12 protein-coding genes are annotated in these 17,587 nt (G+C 59.9%); 5 read left to right on the forward strand and 7 right to left on the reverse strand.

Annotation, left to right across the window (positions count from 1 at the left end; translation table 11 throughout):
- The first annotated feature begins 7 nt into the window (after positions 1–7).
- The gene (locus LY632_RS00815; protein WP_234091930.1) at positions 8–2,710 is read left to right on the forward strand and encodes a conjugal transfer protein TraG N-terminal domain-containing protein; all 2,703 of its coding nucleotides are present in this window, start codon (positions 8–10) and stop codon (positions 2,708–2,710) included.
- 4 nt (positions 2,711–2,714) lie between these two features.
- Here LY632_RS00815 and LY632_RS00820 read toward each other — a convergent pair whose 3' ends face one another.
- From LY632_RS00820 to LY632_RS00850, 7 genes are all read right to left on the reverse strand, one after another.
- Positions 2,715–2,924 carry a hypothetical protein gene (locus tag LY632_RS00820; protein ID WP_234091931.1) on the reverse strand — a complete coding sequence of 70 codons (210 nt, stop codon included), beginning with the start codon at positions 2,922–2,924 and terminating at the stop codon, positions 2,715–2,717.
- Between the two features lie 103 nt (positions 2,925–3,027).
- Complete coding sequence (locus LY632_RS00825; protein ID WP_234091932.1) at positions 3,028–3,303, reverse strand: hypothetical protein; 276 nt, start codon at positions 3,301–3,303, stop codon at positions 3,028–3,030.
- Between the two features lie 13 nt (positions 3,304–3,316).
- Entirely contained in the window at positions 3,317–4,936 is a 1,620-nt protein-coding gene (locus tag LY632_RS00830) for a hypothetical protein (protein WP_234091933.1), read from the reverse strand.
- Positions 4,933–6,222, reverse strand: a complete 1,290-nt coding sequence (locus LY632_RS00835; protein ID WP_234091934.1) for an AAA family ATPase — start codon at positions 6,220–6,222, stop codon at positions 4,933–4,935. The genes LY632_RS00830 and LY632_RS00835 overlap by 4 nt, the downstream gene beginning before the upstream one ends.
- Positions 6,223–6,224: 2 nt before the next feature.
- A complete protein-coding gene (drmB, locus tag LY632_RS00840; protein ID WP_234091935.1) occupies positions 6,225–8,087 on the reverse strand; it encodes a DUF1998 domain-containing protein in 1,863 nt (620 codons plus the stop codon).
- Positions 8,065–11,322, reverse strand: coding sequence for a hypothetical protein (locus LY632_RS00845; protein WP_234091936.1), 3,258 nt, complete (start codon positions 11,320–11,322; stop codon positions 8,065–8,067). Before LY632_RS00845 ends, drmB begins: the two co-directional genes overlap by 23 nt.
- Positions 11,323–11,445: 123 nt before the next feature.
- Positions 11,446–13,023 (reverse strand): nuclease-related domain-containing DEAD/DEAH box helicase, encoded by a 1,578-nt coding sequence (locus tag LY632_RS00850; RefSeq protein ID WP_234091937.1) that lies wholly within the window; start codon positions 13,021–13,023, stop codon positions 11,446–11,448.
- Between the two features lie 316 nt (positions 13,024–13,339).
- On the opposite strand from LY632_RS00850, the gene LY632_RS00855 reads away from it, so the two are divergent.
- The 4 genes from LY632_RS00855 (at position 13,340) to LY632_RS00870 (ending at position 17,567) form a co-directional block, all read left to right on the forward strand.
- Complete coding sequence (locus tag LY632_RS00855; RefSeq protein ID WP_234091938.1) at positions 13,340–14,770, forward strand: DNA cytosine methyltransferase; 1,431 nt, start codon at positions 13,340–13,342, stop codon at positions 14,768–14,770.
- Positions 14,763–15,956, forward strand: coding sequence for an MvaI/BcnI family restriction endonuclease (locus LY632_RS00860; protein WP_234091939.1), 1,194 nt, complete (start codon positions 14,763–14,765; stop codon positions 15,954–15,956). Before LY632_RS00855 ends, LY632_RS00860 begins: the two co-directional genes overlap by 8 nt.
- Complete coding sequence (locus tag LY632_RS00865) at positions 15,943–16,623, forward strand: hypothetical protein (RefSeq protein WP_234091940.1); 681 nt, start codon at positions 15,943–15,945, stop codon at positions 16,621–16,623. The genes LY632_RS00860 and LY632_RS00865 overlap by 14 nt, the downstream gene beginning before the upstream one ends.
- Positions 16,624–16,931: 308 nt before the next feature.
- Positions 16,932–17,567 (forward strand): S24 family peptidase, encoded by a 636-nt coding sequence (locus LY632_RS00870; protein ID WP_234091941.1) that lies wholly within the window; start codon positions 16,932–16,934, stop codon positions 17,565–17,567.
- Positions 17,568–17,587 lie beyond the last annotated feature (20 nt).

The raw sequence follows: 17,587 nt of genomic DNA on the forward strand, positions 1-17,587 counted from the left end.
AGACAACGTGGTCGAGATTTTCACGGTCGGTGGCGGCGAGTATATCGTCAACGTTCTCAACGCCGTTGCCGCCTGGACCGGTGCGGGCGGTTACAAGAGCCTGATCCAGGTCGCGCTGGTGATGGGCATGGTGCTCGCGGTCATCGTGGTCGCGTTCAACCAGGACTGGCGCGCCTGGCTCAACTGGTTCCTCGGCGCGACGCTCATCTACATGTGCCTGATGGTGCCGCGCATGGACGTCCATGTGACCGACCGGGTCAATCCCAGCCTTGCCCCCGCGACGGTGGCCAATGTCCCGCTCGGGCTTGCCCTTATGGCCAGTTTCACCAGCCAGGCGGGGGATTACCTGACCCGCTCGGCCGAGCTCGTCTTCGGCCTGCCGGACGACCTCAACTACTCGAAGAACGGCATGATCTATGGCGCGCGGCTGCTTGAATCGACGCGCAGCTTGCGCATTTCCGATCCGGAGTTTGCTGCGAACTTCGACGAGCATGTCCGGCAATGCGTGTTCTACGATCTGCTGCTCGGCCGCTATTCGATGAAGGAGCTGTCCGAGAGCGATGACATCTGGACGACGATCGAACCGGGGAGCGCGGCGCGCGCGCAGAAATTCCTGACCCGGCAGGCCGACGACAGCGTAACGGCCTCGATCATCACCTGCCGCGAAGCTTACACCGCTCTGTCGGGGCAATGGGCGAGCCTCATCGACGAGATGACGCTTGTCGCGGGGCGCCAACTCTATCCGCGCCAGACCGAAGCGCTCGCCAAGGCCAAGCTCATGGCGGACCTCCCGATTGCTTATCAGTATCTCACCGGCATCTCGCGCAGTGCGAGCGACATCTTCCGCCAGGTGCTGACGATCAATGCCATGAACCAGGCCATGCACGGCTTTGCAGGTGCGAGCGGCACCGGCAGCATCGACGTCTTCGCGCAGACCCGGGCCGATATTCAGACCGAGCGGACCTATTCCTCGATCGCACACAACGCGATGAAATGGGTCCCGATCCTCAACGTCGTGCTGACGGTGGTGTTCTACGCGCTGTTCCCTGTCCTGTTTCCGCTGTTCCTCATGCCGCGGACCGGACCCGTTGCATTGAGAGGTTACGTCACCGGCTTCTTCTACCTTGCGGCGTGGGGACCGCTCTTCGTGATCCTGCACATGATCCTGATGTTCAAAGGCGCAGGCGATGTCGCCGCCGCTGGCGGCAGCACGGGCCTCAGCCTGGCGACCTTTGCCGGCATGAGCGACGTCAACAGCGATATTGGCATTCTAGCGGGCTATCTTGTCGCCTCGATCCCGTTCCTTGCCGGCGGGGTGGCGCGCGGTGCGCTGGCGATCTCGGGCCAGGCAACGAGCTATCTCAACCCGAGCCAGAATGCAGCCGAGGAAGCCTCGCGCGAAGCGAGCACCGGCAATGTCTCGCTCGGCAACTCGAACATCGACAATTCGACGGTGTTCTCCCGCCAGTTTGCCCAAGGCAATCTTGCACCCAACATCGCCTATGGCGCCACGCAGACGCGTGGTTTCAGCGACCGCGGCACGCAGACGACCAGTTTCCCCGATGGCGAGTTCGCTGCTGTCCCGAATTCAAGCTATCCGTTCACCCCGACACTGGGGCAGGACTTCACCGGCCGCCTCGGAACGATGGCAAGCCAGAGCCGGACGCAGAGCGAGACCTATGCCAACCTCGCCCAGCAATCGACGAGCTCTGCGCTCACCCGGTTCAGCGAGATCCGCAACGCCTACAGCCAGGGTCAAAGCTCCGACACGGTCAGCGGCGTCGGCACGAACGACAGCATCGGCACGGCATTCAGCGAAGTCGACAATGCTTCAAGGACGCTTCAGCAGCAGTTCGGCCTGTCCCGGCGCGCGTCCGACGACATTACCGTGTCTTGGTTCTTGAATGGTGACGCTGGCATTGGCCTAAAGGGAGAAAGGGGACCGGTACAGGCGTCTGCGGGTTTGCGGGGTGGTCGCAATCAGACTTGGACGGACAGCGATATCGGGATCGCCTCGGAAGATCGCGGCAGGATCATGGGTGCGCTGCGGCAGCTTTCGGATAGTCGCAATTGGTCGAACACGCGTGAAGGCTTCCTGCGCGAGACGAGCTCGAGCTCGGTATCGCAAGTGTCGACGAGCTCGTCGGGTCTCAGCCGATCGCTGACCGAAGCCGAAAGCTACACGCGAGAGGCGCGTCGGGCCGAAGAGATGGCCAGCCGCCTCGAAAACCAGGCCAGCTGGTACGAGGCCAACAGCGCCGCAGGCACGCTGAACCTGAGCCAGGCCTATCGCGAATGGGGCATGGCCGAGATCGAAGCCAATCGCGACTATTACGGGCCGGTGCGCTTCGACGACATCGAGTTCCAGATGAGTGCGCGCGGCCAGCAGCTGCAATCGCGGTTTGTCGAAAGCTATGCTGATCGCCTGCAAGACGACATCGAAGCCGACCTTTCGCTGCCGGACTTCGCTCCTGTCAGCCGCCCCGGGATCGGAAGTGCTGGGCAGGTACGTGCGAGGGGTGCCGTGGGCTCTGCGGATGGTCGCTCAATGCCCGATGCTCCTGATCGGTCTGGCATCACCGATGAAGTCGAGCAGGTTCGCCAGCAGGGTCGTGGTAGGATTGGTACCGTTCGAGGTTACCTCGACCGCCAGACGCAGGGCGCAACGGGTGCAAGCGAGGAAGCAGCTGACGACGTGAAGGAATGGTAGGCGGTCAAAGTACCAAATCGTAGATCACGACATAAACGATGAATGCCAAGAATAGGAGCGCGAAGGCGATGAAACCGGCTCTCCCCCACGGGTCGGCCCAGGCCTTCTTCCATGAATAGGACGTTAGGCGGTTTTCAGAGATGGCACGGTCAATATCCTGCAAGCCTTCCCAGCGATGCTCCGAGTTGTGCGGGGGGTCTTTGCGCCCAGCCATGACGTTCTCCAATCGAAGAGAGTTTAATGTATGAAAATCGAGACATAAAGCCGGAATTCAGACTTAATGCGTCGATTTTGACACCTTATCTCTCGCAGAGCCATCAGCGGCTTTTCGGCGCGTTCGCGCGCCTCCATTTTTGACAAGCCGTGGCGAATGAACGGACCGTCTTGTCAAAATCGCACTGCAGCATCGCGGAAAGTAGGTCTTCGTAGCTAGCTTTCTCGACCTCGATCCGGATGTCGGTCACCCCGCCACCCTTCGAGTCGAGTTCAAGCCAAAATTCGAGCTTCTTGTCGTGTGTCGCGATATTGACTGGCAGGTCCCGCTGGTACCAATTGTTCGACGATTTCCCGCCACGGTCTGCCTTGATACCCATTGGGTATGAACTCCTAGTTCTTGACGCGACGCCCCTTGCGCTTCTTCCCGCCGAGTTCTGTCGATACCTTGAGCAAGCGCTCGACGTGGAAGTTGAGCTCGTCGCGGTCCAGCGTTGCGAGCGGCAAGCTTGCCATTGCAACAACTTCCTCGGAGTCGCCGACCTCGCGGAGGGCGACGGTCGTGGCGTTCTCCCAGGCAGCGGACATGAGCTTCTTGAGCGAAGCGACCGTTGGGCGAGCGCCGAGTGTAGCGATTGGCAAAACCAGGTTCACGATCGGGTTTCCCGGTGACGACCGCGAGCAATCCTCGACCATGATAAACTCGCCCTTGGCGCTGCCTGGGCGAATGCCAATCTGCCCGGAGGCACCGTCCAGTTCGACCTTGTAGCCGGCCTCTTGTATCCTGGCCTTGAGCATTACCATGTAGGCTGGCGGTTCTACCTGCCGTTCAAGCACGCTATTTCCGCCAACCTTGATGACCTGATGGCGGGTCAGGTCAGCGCCGGTCTTGGATGTCTCGATCTCGACGCGAACGGGTTTGCCCGTGGCTATTCGATCTCCTAGCTCGAGCACGGCTTCCATTCTTGGCGCAGGAGACTTTAGCCTACTGTCGATCCGCGAAAGCCCGGCGAAGGCGTAAACCGCCGCAGTGACCAAGGCTCGTACCCGCGGGCCAGTTTCGAGGTTGCTTTCGAGTTCTTCAAGGCCCGACGGCTCGTGAGACAGGATAATTGCGAGCGCAGCACGGCGACCGATCTTTTCGCTGTCTGCCAGGCTAGGAATGTCAATCTCGGCATCGATGACCTTTTGGCATCCGCGCACCCAGGATTCTGCTTCTGGGCCATGATCTGCCAAGCGGCCTTCGACATCTGCGAGGAATTCGCGCCGATCAAAGCCGCGTTTGCCGAAACGAGATCGCAGCGCCTCGATAGTAGCTGTCCAGATCGAGACATCGACCTGCGAAGTACGAGGTTCGAGCGCAAGCAGGAGGCGTCGACCGTTCTCAGCAAGATCGGTTCCCGGCTCTTTGAGGAAGTGGCAGATCGCTTCATCGAAGGTGTTTTCCGCCAAGAGATCGATGATTCCCGCCGCGAAACCCCCAAGAAAGTCGAGGTCGCTTCGTCTGCTCGGCTGCTCGACCGGAAGCTCTTGTAGGTCTGTAGGGCGTTCGCCAGATTCGCAGACCGGCCACTTCGCTGCAAGTTCGACGATGTTCATGGGAACGTCGGGAAATGCATCGTAAGATGCGTTGAAGTTCGCCAACGAGGCCTCGTCCCGGAAGTAGGCCGACCTGACCGTCGTTATCCTCTCAGGGCCACCAAGCAATTCCATGGTTCCAGGTCCCGGAGCAGCCTCTCCTTCTCCTGCGAGGCTGAGCAGGACCCTGTCCCCATCTTCACCCTCTGAGATTGCCCAGGCGGGAACCTCGCCAATGAAAGCGAACAGTCCGTTGGCAGCGTAGCTCTGCAGGTCCCGTGCCGCATCGCTTTTCAATGATCCACCAAGGTAGCCAGACGCCAACGCAAGGGCAAAATTGTCGGCGTGGATCGGCACGAGGAGTTCCCAGCTTGATGCCTTGCCTTCGGCTTTCGGTTCGAAATCGAGCTCGAGTTCGCGCTTATCGTCTGTCACTCGGCTGCCTCCATTTCTTCGAAATCATCGTTGGCCTCGATGGCCTCTTGGAACACCCCGACGCTTTGGTCGAGTGATCCGAGGCCCACATACCGGCACAAGTCCATGCTTGGACGAGGCAGCAAGCGGAACGATGCGGGTGGAGCGGCCCTTGGATCTATGTCCTTGAACGCGATGTAGAGCTCGGAACGGGCACGGGAACTCATAACGTAAAGTGCCATCCGCTCGTTCAAGAAGCCCGAGGTATCGACACTCATTCCTTCCATGCCGAGGAAGAAAACGATGTCGAATTCTAGACCCTTGGCAGACTGTGCATGGAGGAAGGTAATCGTGTTGCCACTTTCAAAGTCCAGAGACTGGTCGGTGTGCGTACTGTTTCCGCTGAGGTACATCTGCAAATGCGGGGGCTTGGCCAGCTCGCCAACCCGCGTTTTGACCTGGTTGTAGGCCCGCTTTACGTCCTTGGTTCCACCGTAGACGATCACGCCGACCTGCTTACCGGGGTTGATCTTCGCCTTTCGCGCAATGAAGTCAGCGATTTCACGGTCATTGGCAGCGAAGACAACCTGCGGGTTCTCACCATCAGCGTCCGGCAGTTCCGCTATGCCGCTCTCGTTTCCGACTTGGAAATGCTTGGCAAACTCGGCGATCGGCCGCGTGTTGCGAAAGTTCTTTTTCAAGTTGAAAACGCGATCGGCCGCGGCACCGAGGAAAAGGTAATCCTTGATATCCTTGATCCGGCTATTCCGGTCAGCCTGCAAACGCTGGTTGTCGTCCGCGAAGATCGTCACCTGCGCCGCGACACCGTGCGCTTCCATTTGCTTCAGCATCATCCCTAGGGCCATGTACATCTGGGGAGGAAAGTCTTGCCCCTCGTCGATGATGAGATGTCCCCAGGTAAACTTGCGGCTGGCACCCTTCTGGAATGCATTGATCGCCCGGGCGCATATGTCGGGCCAATCGTGGGCCCAGCGATCACCGGCGATCATCGGAGGCCAAGAGCCCGTCGCCCGCTTCCACCACTTGCCTGCCCAGGTATGCATCGTGCTCACGCCAACATCGGGAGCCACGTTTGACCTGCTGGACGTGTACTTGGCCAACACCTTGTTATACATGATAACATGCGGATCTTGACCAAGCTTTCCGAGCTTCTGGGCACGGTGAAAAGCCATGACCGTTTTCCCGGTGCCGGGCGGGCCCACGACCAAGATCGCACCGTCGGCAGGTGCATCGCCGTAAATGCGACGCTGCTCTCGGTCGAGATCACTTAACGAGGGAAACCGCATCCTTAGACCTCTAGAACCTTGCTGAAGTAGCCAACCGGCTCGCGAACACCGCGACCATTCTTCCGTCCGTCGCCGGACACCAAGACACGGTCGAGGAGTACGTTCGAGAAAGTACAGCTTGTCTCCGCGACAAGCGAACACGCGTGGCACGCTGCACGGTTCAAGCCATCGACACCTTGCGCGTCAAGCTCGCGGCAGACCGGGTCCCCGGAACACCATTGGCTGCGTGACACGGCGCGGTAGATGACATCCTCGAGCCTTTCGGGCGCACCCATCTCGCTCAGGCCACCCATAGATCCCTCGGCATCCGAGTCGGCCGTGTAGATGAGCAGTCCGGCATACGGCTCGGAGTCCGTTCCGCAGTAAATTCGCTCCCTTAGCGAGGTCGAAGAATATCCGCAGTCGAAAGACAGCTGGTTCAGGAGCAAGTGGGCAAAACTGTGGACCATGATGAATGTTGGATTCGCGTTGAAACCCATGCGCACCGGCAATCCCAGCGCCTCGGCACCCACGAGGTGTGACTGGGTGAACTCCTCGATTTGCTCTTCGTTCTCCTTCCTCCAGCCAGCGATCGCGGAATTAGAGAATTCCAAGAAGACGCCTTCGCCAAGCACCATCATGGCCGGCAACCAGTCAGGCTGCTGCCGTCCCAGCGAGGGCGAGATCATGGCGTGTTTCTCGGAGACGTTGCGCCGCTGGAAGCCTCGGAATGCACGGACCTCACGGAGTCTTTCAACCCTAACGAAACGCTCGAACAGCTCATCGAGACCGAAGCGCGAAGTTGGCTTCTCCGGCCGGGCTATAAGCCACCGGGAATTCTGTCCCTTGGGGTTCGCAAGGACGGGAAACTCCTGGTCGAGAATGCTTTGCTGGCTGATCTCGCCTGCCGGAGGGGTGGGTCCAGTTTCGGCTGGACTAGTTCCTAGGTCCGCTTCGAAGCAAGCAAGCGCATCCTCGACGGAAATACCAACATCGTTGGCGCGTGCCTCGAGGCTTGGGCGGCTTGTCTGGATCGCCATGGTAGTATCGCCGCCCTGTAAGCCCGCGAGCATCCGCGCAGTTTGCAAGGTGTTCTGGTAGATCGCGTCGGTACGGAGCTTTTCCCAGCTATCCTTCTCGGTGTCGCCGTCGATATCGAGCGCGGAGATCACTGACGCGTAGTGAAGAGAACTGGAACCTCGCGGCTCCATGTAGAGCGGCTTCGGGGCCCCGGGATTTTTCTTGTTGTCCGGGTCTACGCAAGTCGATGATTGCTCTCCGGGTTGGTAGCCACGGCATTTCTGTGGGAGCGGGCCATCTGCTATCCCCTCCAAGTTACCAGATGATCCGCAACTGCACCGTATGACCATGCTCGAGAAGTCACCGCCGCTCTTGCCAGTTACCTCGAAGTGGAGCCTCGATGTTTGACGGCTGCATGCACCATGTTTCGCGGGCTCGTGTGACCGGTGCGCCCACCAGTACCAATCGATCTCGTCGATGTGGCCATTGTCGCAAGCCGCAACGAACCGCATGGGAACCAGCCTGGCGTTCTTGCACTTCCCGCCGTCACAGGTTGGCTTGGGAAGACTGCCGTCGTCCTTTAGGTTTTGCTTGTCTTTTTCCGGGGTCCACCGGGTCATCTTGCGGCATTCCGGGCAAAAGTGCCAATGCGGGAACCGCAGTATAGCGACCGATTCCGTTGGTTTTCTCAGCTGGCGAGGCCGGAGCCAATCGGTGAGCGATCCCACCTCGATCTTCTCGAGATTGTAGCCCTTCGCCCAGCTTCCCGTGCCGCGGACAAAAAAGGACTGGCCGTCGATCTCGCATAGCGAGCCAACACCGAATGGGCTTATGAGCTGCGCGCTACGAATTGTTGGCTTGGGCAAGTGCCATATCCTCCAAGATAATTTCCTTGTCGACGTGCCGCATCGATTGCAGCGTGTGCCAGCCTGCCCCGTCGATCTTCTTGTTACCGTAGCGAACGAGTAAGTGCGGGCGCTGCTGGTTGCTGGCAAACGTGTACTGCAGCCCCTCCACTGCGCTTGCCCACCCGGCCCACTCCATCACCTTCTCGGTCAATTTCGTCGAGATGCGATCCCGCTCTTCGGCTTCGCGTGGTCCATCGTACGCCCTCAATAGGCGTTGCTCGAGGCGCTCGATGATAGCTGCAATCGCATGCTCAGCGGGATCGAACTGCCTTGCTGCCGCGTTTTTTCGTAGTCTTGTCCCATGACGCACGACCGTCACCAAGGCCGCGTGGAGGCCCCTTTCGATCGCCGGCAAGGCTCCGGGCGTGACGCTCGTTGGCTCGACGAAGCTGTAGAAGCGCTCGTGGTAGTCGCGGAAAGACTCGTAATGCGAGCGGTCCCTTGGCTTGCTCGGAGAATAGGCTGCCAAGACGAGGCCGGGCACTGCGCCACGTCCCACCCGGCTGGTCGCCTGGATGTATTCTGCACTGAGCTTGGGTTGACCGTTCACCATCATCATGCCGAGACGGTCGATATCGACGCCGACGGAGATGATGTTGGTGCAGGGGACCACGTCGATCGCGGGTTGTTCTGGCCTATGCCGTCGGGCCAATAATTGCCTCGCCCTCGGTACCGGTGTCTCCGCGTGTGCCTTCAATTCTAACACCTGGAAGTTCGATGGCCTCTCCACTTCCTCGTCTGAGGCATAGACCTTCATGCGTGTCGGAATTTCGTCTCGGGTGGCGTTGACGATACGACCCAGCTCGCGCTTGCTGTTATGGTAGGCCACCAACGTCCAGTAGGAATCCGCCTCGTTCGCTGTTAGCTCGCCTGCTTCTACGAGTTCGTATGACGACTGGAGTAGCGTTGCCATCGTCCAAGAGGCCGCGACAGTCGATCGAAGGCCCTGCGCCATTACCCCTGCATAAAGTCTCGACCTTTCCTTGTTGCCCCTATCGAGCTTCGAGAAAAACGAATCCTCCGCGCGCAGACCCGGTGACGGAAACACCATTGATGGCCTGCCGTATATCCTCCTGCATTGGACGGACGCGTTCCTGATGGTTGCTGTCGAGGCAATCACTTTCGGCGGCTTCCCACCGGATGCCATCAGGGTCTCGAAAGCCGCTTCGTAGATTCCTGCCAGGGTCCCGAGTGGACCCGAGATCAAGTGCAGCTCGTCTTGGATCACGAGCGAAGGTGATGACCATTTCGTGCCGAGCCCGAGCAGGACCCCGCCGTTTTCCTTCCACGGGATCATCGCAAACTTGTCGATGGTCCCGAGCAAGAAGGAAGGCGGTGCGCGGAGCAACTGTTCGTCGATGAAGTAGACAGGCAATCCCCCGTGGAACGCGCAGTCTTCTTCCGGGCACCTCGTCGTGAAACTGTTGGCGGTCGCAATGAACCCGTAATAGGCCTCGTCAGGGCTTCCATCCGGCTTCGTTTTTTTTTCTTCTGGAACAAGCAGGGTCCCGCACGATGGGCAGCTCTCGATGGGGTAAGGGTTCGCATCGCGGGGTTGGCTTGAATCCAGGAGCTCCTGCGTCCTCGACATCGCCCCGTCATGGCTGCCCGCGAAGGAATTAGGGCTAACTTCGCCCCCAACGAATAAGCCGATCGAGAATTCTTCTTCGCCAACCGATGGATCGCCGGAAGCGGTCAATTCGCGCCTGATCATTTCCATGGCACAGATCACGCCGGCAGTACGCTGGAACTGGTCGGCGGTCAGGAAGCGGTAGGTATAGCGGTTTATGACCCCGGTTCCGCCACCTGCTTTCCCATCGAGAATCCGCCTCCTGAAAAGCTCGAAGGTAGAGACGAACAAGTATGCTTCCGTCTTACCTCCGCCGGTCGAAAACCAGATGACATCGACAAGATCACGATCGGGAAGCTCGGCTCCGGCGAGCGACGGCAACACGAGAAGAAAAAACGCCAGCTGGAACGGGCGCCATTGAGCAGGATTGTCGAAATAGTCGATTGGGCCAGATTCGGCCTTTCCAAGCGCGAAGGGGCCTTGCATTCCGTCTTCGCGCCCCCGGCCGGTCGCCCGGCCCGCGTGGGACATAGACATGAGCATCGCGCGGTTCGCCAACATGAAACAACGGGCAATGCTCTCGTCGCTTTGAAGGATGCGAATACCTTCCTTCATGCGTTCGGCACTTCGCTCGCATCGTCCAATCATTCTGGAGGCGTCGGCTTCCAGTTCGGAGTCAACCGGTATCGCAGCCTGGGAAGCTATCCATTCTTCGTAGAAATCGACCAATCCAGTCAGGCGCTCGATTAGCTCGGGACCAGAAAGGTCACCGTTGGCAAGGGGCGCGATCTTGAACAATTCGTCGTCGTCGAAGGAAACGAGTTCACCGTCCCTTGCGATCGACAGGTTGTCGAAGACCGGTCGCCAAACGTGGGCGGTGGGAAGGGCCTCGGTGCAGACCCATTCGCACATGTCATTTGCAAGTTTCCAATCGGTCGCCACCCCGTGCCCCACGGCATAGGGGCGTTGCTCACCGTAAATGACCCGGAGTTCACGTTCCTCGTCCGTGGGTGGAACGTAGCGGGCCGCCGGGTACTTGAGGATTTGGCCTTCGAGGGGCTCGGCTCGAATTGAAACCTGGTAAAGGGTGTCCTCGCTTGATCTCGCGTTCTTCGCCTCGTGGACGTTGGAGAGGCTAGTTGTCAGGAGAACGTCGCCACTTGGCAAGGTTCGCGCGAGCACTTCCAATGTCGCGTGATCCTCGAGGACGAGAGTCGTCTCCAAGCCGCTTGCGTCAACAGTTTGCGATGCCGGGGCCAACGCGCGACGTTGCCACCGCCCATCGGCCTTGCTTCGCCGCTTCGCTGCCTTCTCATCGCGAGGTGCATCTGCTGGTACCGCGGCGTCCGCGGCCTTTGCCTTTTCCTTGGCTACCTCGGGGTTCTCGGCATCTTCCCTCGGCTCGACCTGTTCGTAGACAGCTGCGTCGACCGTGATCTGCACCTTGCTGCCCGGCGCAATGCATAATGACATCCCCATCGAGGCCGGCAGCATCGCGTTAGACATGCTCAGCGGATCATCAGCATCCTCGTCGGAGGCGTCCTCCGCTTCGTCCCCGCCAAGGTCAGCAGGGGACCGTTCGGCGCGCGGGAACAACATGCCTTGCATGTAGGCGAGGCTCATGCGCCCTTCGATGATCTCGTCCGCGTGGGTCCCGCTGGGTCCGGGCTTGCCGAGACCCGGCCCGATGAGCCTGCGCCGCGTTTCGCGAAGGATCTTGTCCCTGCCTAGCATTCAATTTCCCCCCTACGACGCGCCATGGTTGGCGGCCTTGCCGGTCAGTTCGGCGACAGCTTCGCGGGTCGCGACCAGTGTGAGGCCGTGGTTCGCGCGCGAAATTCCCTTGTAGGCGCTCGAGGCAAAACCGTGCTCCTGCCCCAGTCCTGCCACGCAAACGAGCGGTCGTTCCAAGCCCTTGAAGTCTTCGATCGTCGCAACGAGTACACAGTCACGAGGTTTCCCGCCAAGGGCCCGCTTGCTCAATGCTTCTGACCGCACGTTCTTCGAGTCGAGGAGGTCCACCGCCTTGTCGATTTCAACACTGCTAGGCACCAGCAACGCGATCGAGTTTCGCGGCAGTTGCTCATCGTCACTCAACCATTTTCGGACCGCTGCAACTGCCCGGGGAAGGATTTCGCTTTCGGCCTCAACCAGCTGAAGGTCGACGATCCCGCTATCAGGCTTGCTGCTTGGCTTGCCGACATCCGCTCCCGCCAAGAGCTTGATTGCCTCGACGATTTTTCCCGCGTTGCGGATATTGTTCTTGAGGTTGGTCGCAACACCCTTGGACTTGAGGTAGTCGAGGCAATCCTGATCCACCGGGAAACTCGGGGAGACCTGGTAATTGGGATCGCCGAACCAGCGCCAGCGACCGTTCTCCCAGCCTCCTGTCAATACGCCGTCCACGAGGTCGATGCATTCTAAAGAGCAAAGGTCTTGCCCTTCGTCGACCACGAGCACGTCCCATGTTTTCCCTTGATCGTGAAACCTCTGGACCTCGTCGATCGTGGCGACGGTAACCCCGCTGGGCAATCCCTGGTTGGACAGGAAACCAGCCAGGTAGCTGCTGCGGGTCAGGAAGAGAACCGAGCGCCCCTCTGCTTCTTCGTAACGTGCGCAAGCGGCCGCTACGAACGTCTTGCCGGTACCCGCGCCACCCGCGACGAGTATCCGTTCGTTCTCGGAAATGGCGTCAAGCTTTTCGTATTGCTCGTCGGTGAACTGGTAGAGCCTTTGCTCCATGTCACGCAGCTGGCTGTTCAGAGAAGGAACGCGTTCGAAGTTCGGCCGCAGCGAATCCGAGATCGCCTTGACCAGCTGCGGCGAGAGCTCAACCGCGTTCCTTTGCTTTGATGCCCAATGGTCATAAGCCCTCGCCAAGAACTTCTTGAACGAGTTGTGACCCTTGCAGTCTTCTTCGTAAGCCGTGATCTCGTCTGGATGCTCGGGCAACAAGGTTGAGCCGTCGTTGGCGAGCCTAGGGATATCGGTAAACACCACCGCCCAACCGCGGGGCACTCCGTGCAACTCGCGGTAGAACTTGGGATTGAGGTAGTTCTTTTCCAGCGAAAAATATGCAGACTTGGCCTGCTCGGCGGGGCCTTCCTTCTTGCGGTTCGTTTCGTTGTTGCGGTTGGTGAATTCCCACATACCGTCCTTGCATGCGACCCGACCGCCCTTCACCTCGAGAAGGAGAATACCGCGCCGCCCGACCAGGAAAAAATCCGCTTCGCCCCATCGCTTGTACTCGTGGTGGCCGATGTTGAGTGAATGAAGCGCAACGTCGTAGGCACTAAAGCCCACTTCCGTGAGAAATCCGAACACCCTCCGCTCCGCAGCGGAATCGCACCCTAGGATTTGCGCAGGAATTAGCCTCATGTACCCCCGAGATCCGGTGCTCCCCGAATGCCAAGTGAAATAGGCGGGGACTTGTTAAGAACCGTGCAAGAGATTGGTAACCCGGCTAGTTTTTTTACTCAAGCCGGGTTCCCATGCTAATTTTCCTTGTCGCAATACTAAACCAAGCAGGAAGGAAGGCAGCACCACGAACTCCAACGGCCTTCGACATCGATCAACTGAAAAGTCGAAAACGGGGCGAAACACCTGGACCGCCGTCAGGCCCCGTGCTAGCAAACTAGGCATGACTCTAGACACCACGACTCTCGACAAGGACGGGACGACCGCGGCCCCGCTGACTTCCGCCGCAGAACCGACGACGACTCGTTCGATATATTCCGCGGTCGACTTGTTCGCCGGGTGCGGCGGGCTCGGCACCGGGCTCGAGAACGCCGGCTTCACAACGGTCTTCGTTAATGAGCTCGATAAGGACGCGATGGCAACCTACCTGCGCAACCGCGGGCACGAGCTCGGCGGCATGCGTTTCTCTGACAATGCCGACCTTCGCTGCCACGACGCGCACGAGCTCAAGGGCAAGCGGCTCGAGAAGCTGGTCAGCGATCTCGGATCGATGAGCGAGGTCGACTTGCGCTTCGAGCAAGCCAGCCTTTGCAAGCTCAGCAACCTTGACCTCGTTGCCGGCGGCCCTCCTTGCCAAGGATACTCGGGCATCGGGATCAGGCGTTCTTACGCGGTCGACAAGGAAGCCCTGCCTTCCAACCGGCTTTACGCGAGAATGACCAAGATCATCGACCGGCTTCGTCCGCGCATGTTCCTGTTCGAGAACGTGCGCGGGCTCTTGACCTCCCGTTGGACGCGCGAGGGTTCGCGAAAGATCTTCCCGGATGTCTTGGAAGAATTCCGCAAGATCCCCGGCTACGAGGTCCGGTGGTCGCTGGTCTACGCCAAGGATTACGGAGTTCCGCAGAACCGGCCGCGCGTGCTGCTCGTCGGAATTCGCAAGGACGTTCTCGAGGCCTGTAGCTTCCTCGACAAGGACGCGGACGCGGAAGACGCTGTCGCATGCGGGTTCTTGCCGCCGCCGAACCCGGGAGCGTTTCCCGACCTCGTCGACCTGCTTGGCGACCTCATCGATCCCAAGATCACGAAGATCCTGCGGAGCGGTGCATTTCCCGCCGGTTCGTTCGAGACCACTGCGTACCCGCGCAAGCCGATGAACGAATTGCAGGAGGGTTTTCGTACCCCGCCAGCCTGGGCCGCAGCACGGGCAGGCAAGCTGACGGAGCAAGAGTACAGTAAGCACAAGCGCGAGATCGTCGAGAAGTTCGACTACATGCTGGCGAACGGCGGCGAGATACCCGCCCATGCGCAAACCAAGAAATTCTCGCAGCGCGTCTTGAAGCCGCGTTGGGGGAATGGCGAGCCGAACATGACCGCGACCTCGCTTCCGGACGATTACGTCCATTTTAGCCAGCCGCGCATCCTAACCGTGAGGGAATGGGCGCGGCTCCAGATGTTCCCCGATTGGTACGAGTTCTCGGGCAAGCGTACGACGGGTGGTATCCGGCGGGCCGGTAACCCGCTCGAAGGTAACTTCGACCGCGAAGTTCCCAAGTACACACAGATCGGCAATGCCGTGCCCGTTGGCCTCGCCGAGGCCGTCGGCAAGCATTTCCGGAAGGTTCTCGACGAGGCCGTGGGCACCCGTGCTTGAGAAGAGCGACACGGACGTCGGCGATGTCCTCGCCACGTTCACGCGACACGAGATCGAGGTGGCACTCTTGGTCCCCACCGAAACGGGGCTGAAGAAGTCGATCATGGATGCGACCGCCAACGTGCGGGATTACCTCCTGTCGACCGGCATCCATGATTTCGACGACCAGGCGCAAGGCCCGGAGAACAAGGTGGTCCGCAGGGCCTACTTCGTCGAGCCCGATCGCCTCGTGGAATCGACGGTGTCCCTGTATCGTCCCCAGACGAAGTCCGGTGATCCGCGCATCTGGTTTGCCCTCCTCGGGCGCTACGCCGATCCGTACAACCTGCTCGCCGTCTTCGAACAAGAGGGCGACCTCTACGTTGTCAACGCGAGCCGACCCGAGGTCTTGGCCTCGCTCGACATTGCTGGCAGCCCCCTTGGGCATATCGCGGCAAAGTATCGACATGGCGAGGACCCTGTCGTCGGCGAATTGCTCGATGCGCTGAGGGAGATTTCCGCGCAGGGGTTCGTTCGCACGCTGCGTCCGGGCGACACCGGCGTCGGCATGACGTTGGAGACGTTGCTCGGCATCGCTGCCAATGCCGAGAAGACGCCCGACTTCAAGGGGATCGAGCTCAAGGCGAAGCGGATCAAGCGGGCTCCCACCAGGTCCACGCTCTTCTCGCAGTCGCCCGATTGGACCGTCAGCCCGGTCGGCTCGGCGTGGAACCTGCTCAGCACCTTCGGCTACCATCGCAACGGCAAGCTTCGCTTGAATTGCGAGATCAACGCGAAAGCACCAAACTCCCTCGGCTTCATGCTGAGCGTCGACACGGAAAAGGACTGGCTGAAGCAGGACCACGTCCGGGCCGAGGAAGAACGGCGCTCGCACGTGGTCACTTGGCCGCTCGAGGTCTTGAGGGGCAGGCTTCGCGAGAAGCATCCCCAGACATTCTGGGTCGGTGCGCGCTGCCGCGGTAAAGGCGCAGACGAGCATTTCCATTACATGCAGGTCGAACACACGCGCGCCCCGAACGTCCGTAATTTTCAAGCGCTCTTGGAAAGCGGCGTGATCTCGGTCGATTACCTCATGAGCCAGAGGGGCGAGAAGCAACTGGTCAGGGACCACGGCTACCTCTTCAAGATCAAGCAGAAAGACTTCCCGGCACTGTTCCCGCCATCCAATGTCCATGTCCTCGCCTGACACGGTTCTGGGGGCCGGCGAAAAGCGAAAGCTGACGCTCCTCGCGGCCGATCTCGCGGACTGGTACCGGCAGGGTGGAGGTCGATCCTTTCCATGGCGCGAACCGGGTACGCCGCTCTACCAGCTCGTTTGCGTGGAAGTTTTGCTCCAGCGGACACGGGCCGAGACGGTCGCGAGCTTCTACCACCGGTTCTTCACCCGATTCCCGGGTTGGCACGAACTCGCGGACGCACCAGCCGAAGAGCTCGAGGAGTTTCTCAAGCCGCTCGGCCTATGGAAACGCAGGGCCGCCTCGTTGCGCGCACTCGCGGCCTATGCTGCCGATCACGACGGCAAGTTTCCTAACCGTTACGAGGATCTCCTGCAGGTGCCTGCCGTTGGCCAGTACGTGGCTCACGCGATCTTGATGTTCCAGAATGGAGAGAGGTTTCCGCTCATCGACGTGAACATGGCGCGCGTGGTGGAGCGTTTCGTTCGTCCGCGCAAACTTGCAGACATCCGGTACGATCCTTGGCTTCAGCAAGCTTGCAAGTGGCTCGTGAGGCGAGGCAACCCGACAACGATCAACTGGTCTGTTCTCGACCATGCCGCGTTGACCTGTCGCGCTCGCAACCCCGACTGCCAGTCTTGTTTCGTCTCCAATAGGTGTGCGTTCAAGGCTGCCTAGGACCCTCGCGAGGCACGGTCGGCTTAGCAAATGACGCCAAGTAGGTTTCGACCTTCTCGATCGTTCGGCGCCGCGGTCGCCTCCCGAGCCTAAGGTCCAGAACGAAGCGGGGGTCACCGACTGCTCGCCTCCCGAAGCGCGTCGCGGACATCCGCGATTCCCGCAAGTGGCACTCGATCCTATCCAGCAGCTTCATGTCGTCCTCGACTCGCCTCGCTCTTGCGTTCTTCTTTTGTTCTTAGTAGGAAGATCCCATTGAGTCTAGGAAATTTCCTTCACCCCGGTGTCGACCGGAAGGGACGCGAGCGATGGAACAAGTACGAGAAGAACTCGATAGGCTGATCCAGCAAAGGCGGCTGGGATACTCCGCGATCTCTCGCATGATTGGACGTAACTCCGCGTATATCCAGCAGTTCATCAAGCGAGGATCTCCTCGTCGGCTCGATGATAACGACCGGCGAACGCTGGCAAGTTTCTTCGGTGTCGATGAGCAGGTCCTAGGTGGCCCACCGTTGCCGGCCCGCGACGGCTTGATCGAGATCCCGGTGCTCGATGTCGATGCATCGGCCGGTTTCGGGGCGATTGCCGAGAGCGAAACGGCGCATACCCGGTTCGGCTTCGACGAACGGTGGCTCAAGCGACTTACCCCGGCGAAGAGCCCCAGCCTCTCGATCATCCACGTCTTGGGCGATTCCATGGAGCCCACGCTCAGCGACGGCGACGAGGTCATGGTCGATGCGTCTGACCACGGTTCTCGCCTCCGCGACGGGATCTATGTCCTGCGGGCCGACGATGCCCTTGTCGTAAAGCGCGTCACCCTCAAGCCCGGTGGACGCAAGATCACGATCAGCAGTGACAATCCCGCCTACCCCAGCTGGGACGACGTCGACCGGTCAGGAATCCAGGTGGTCGGCCGCGTGATTTGGTTTGGTCGCGCCATTTGATCATTTCGACTTGATCCTGT

Origin of the sequence: Erythrobacter sp. SDW2 (assembly GCF_021431965.1) — a bacterium.
Lineage (GTDB): Bacteria > Pseudomonadota > Alphaproteobacteria > Sphingomonadales > Sphingomonadaceae > Parerythrobacter.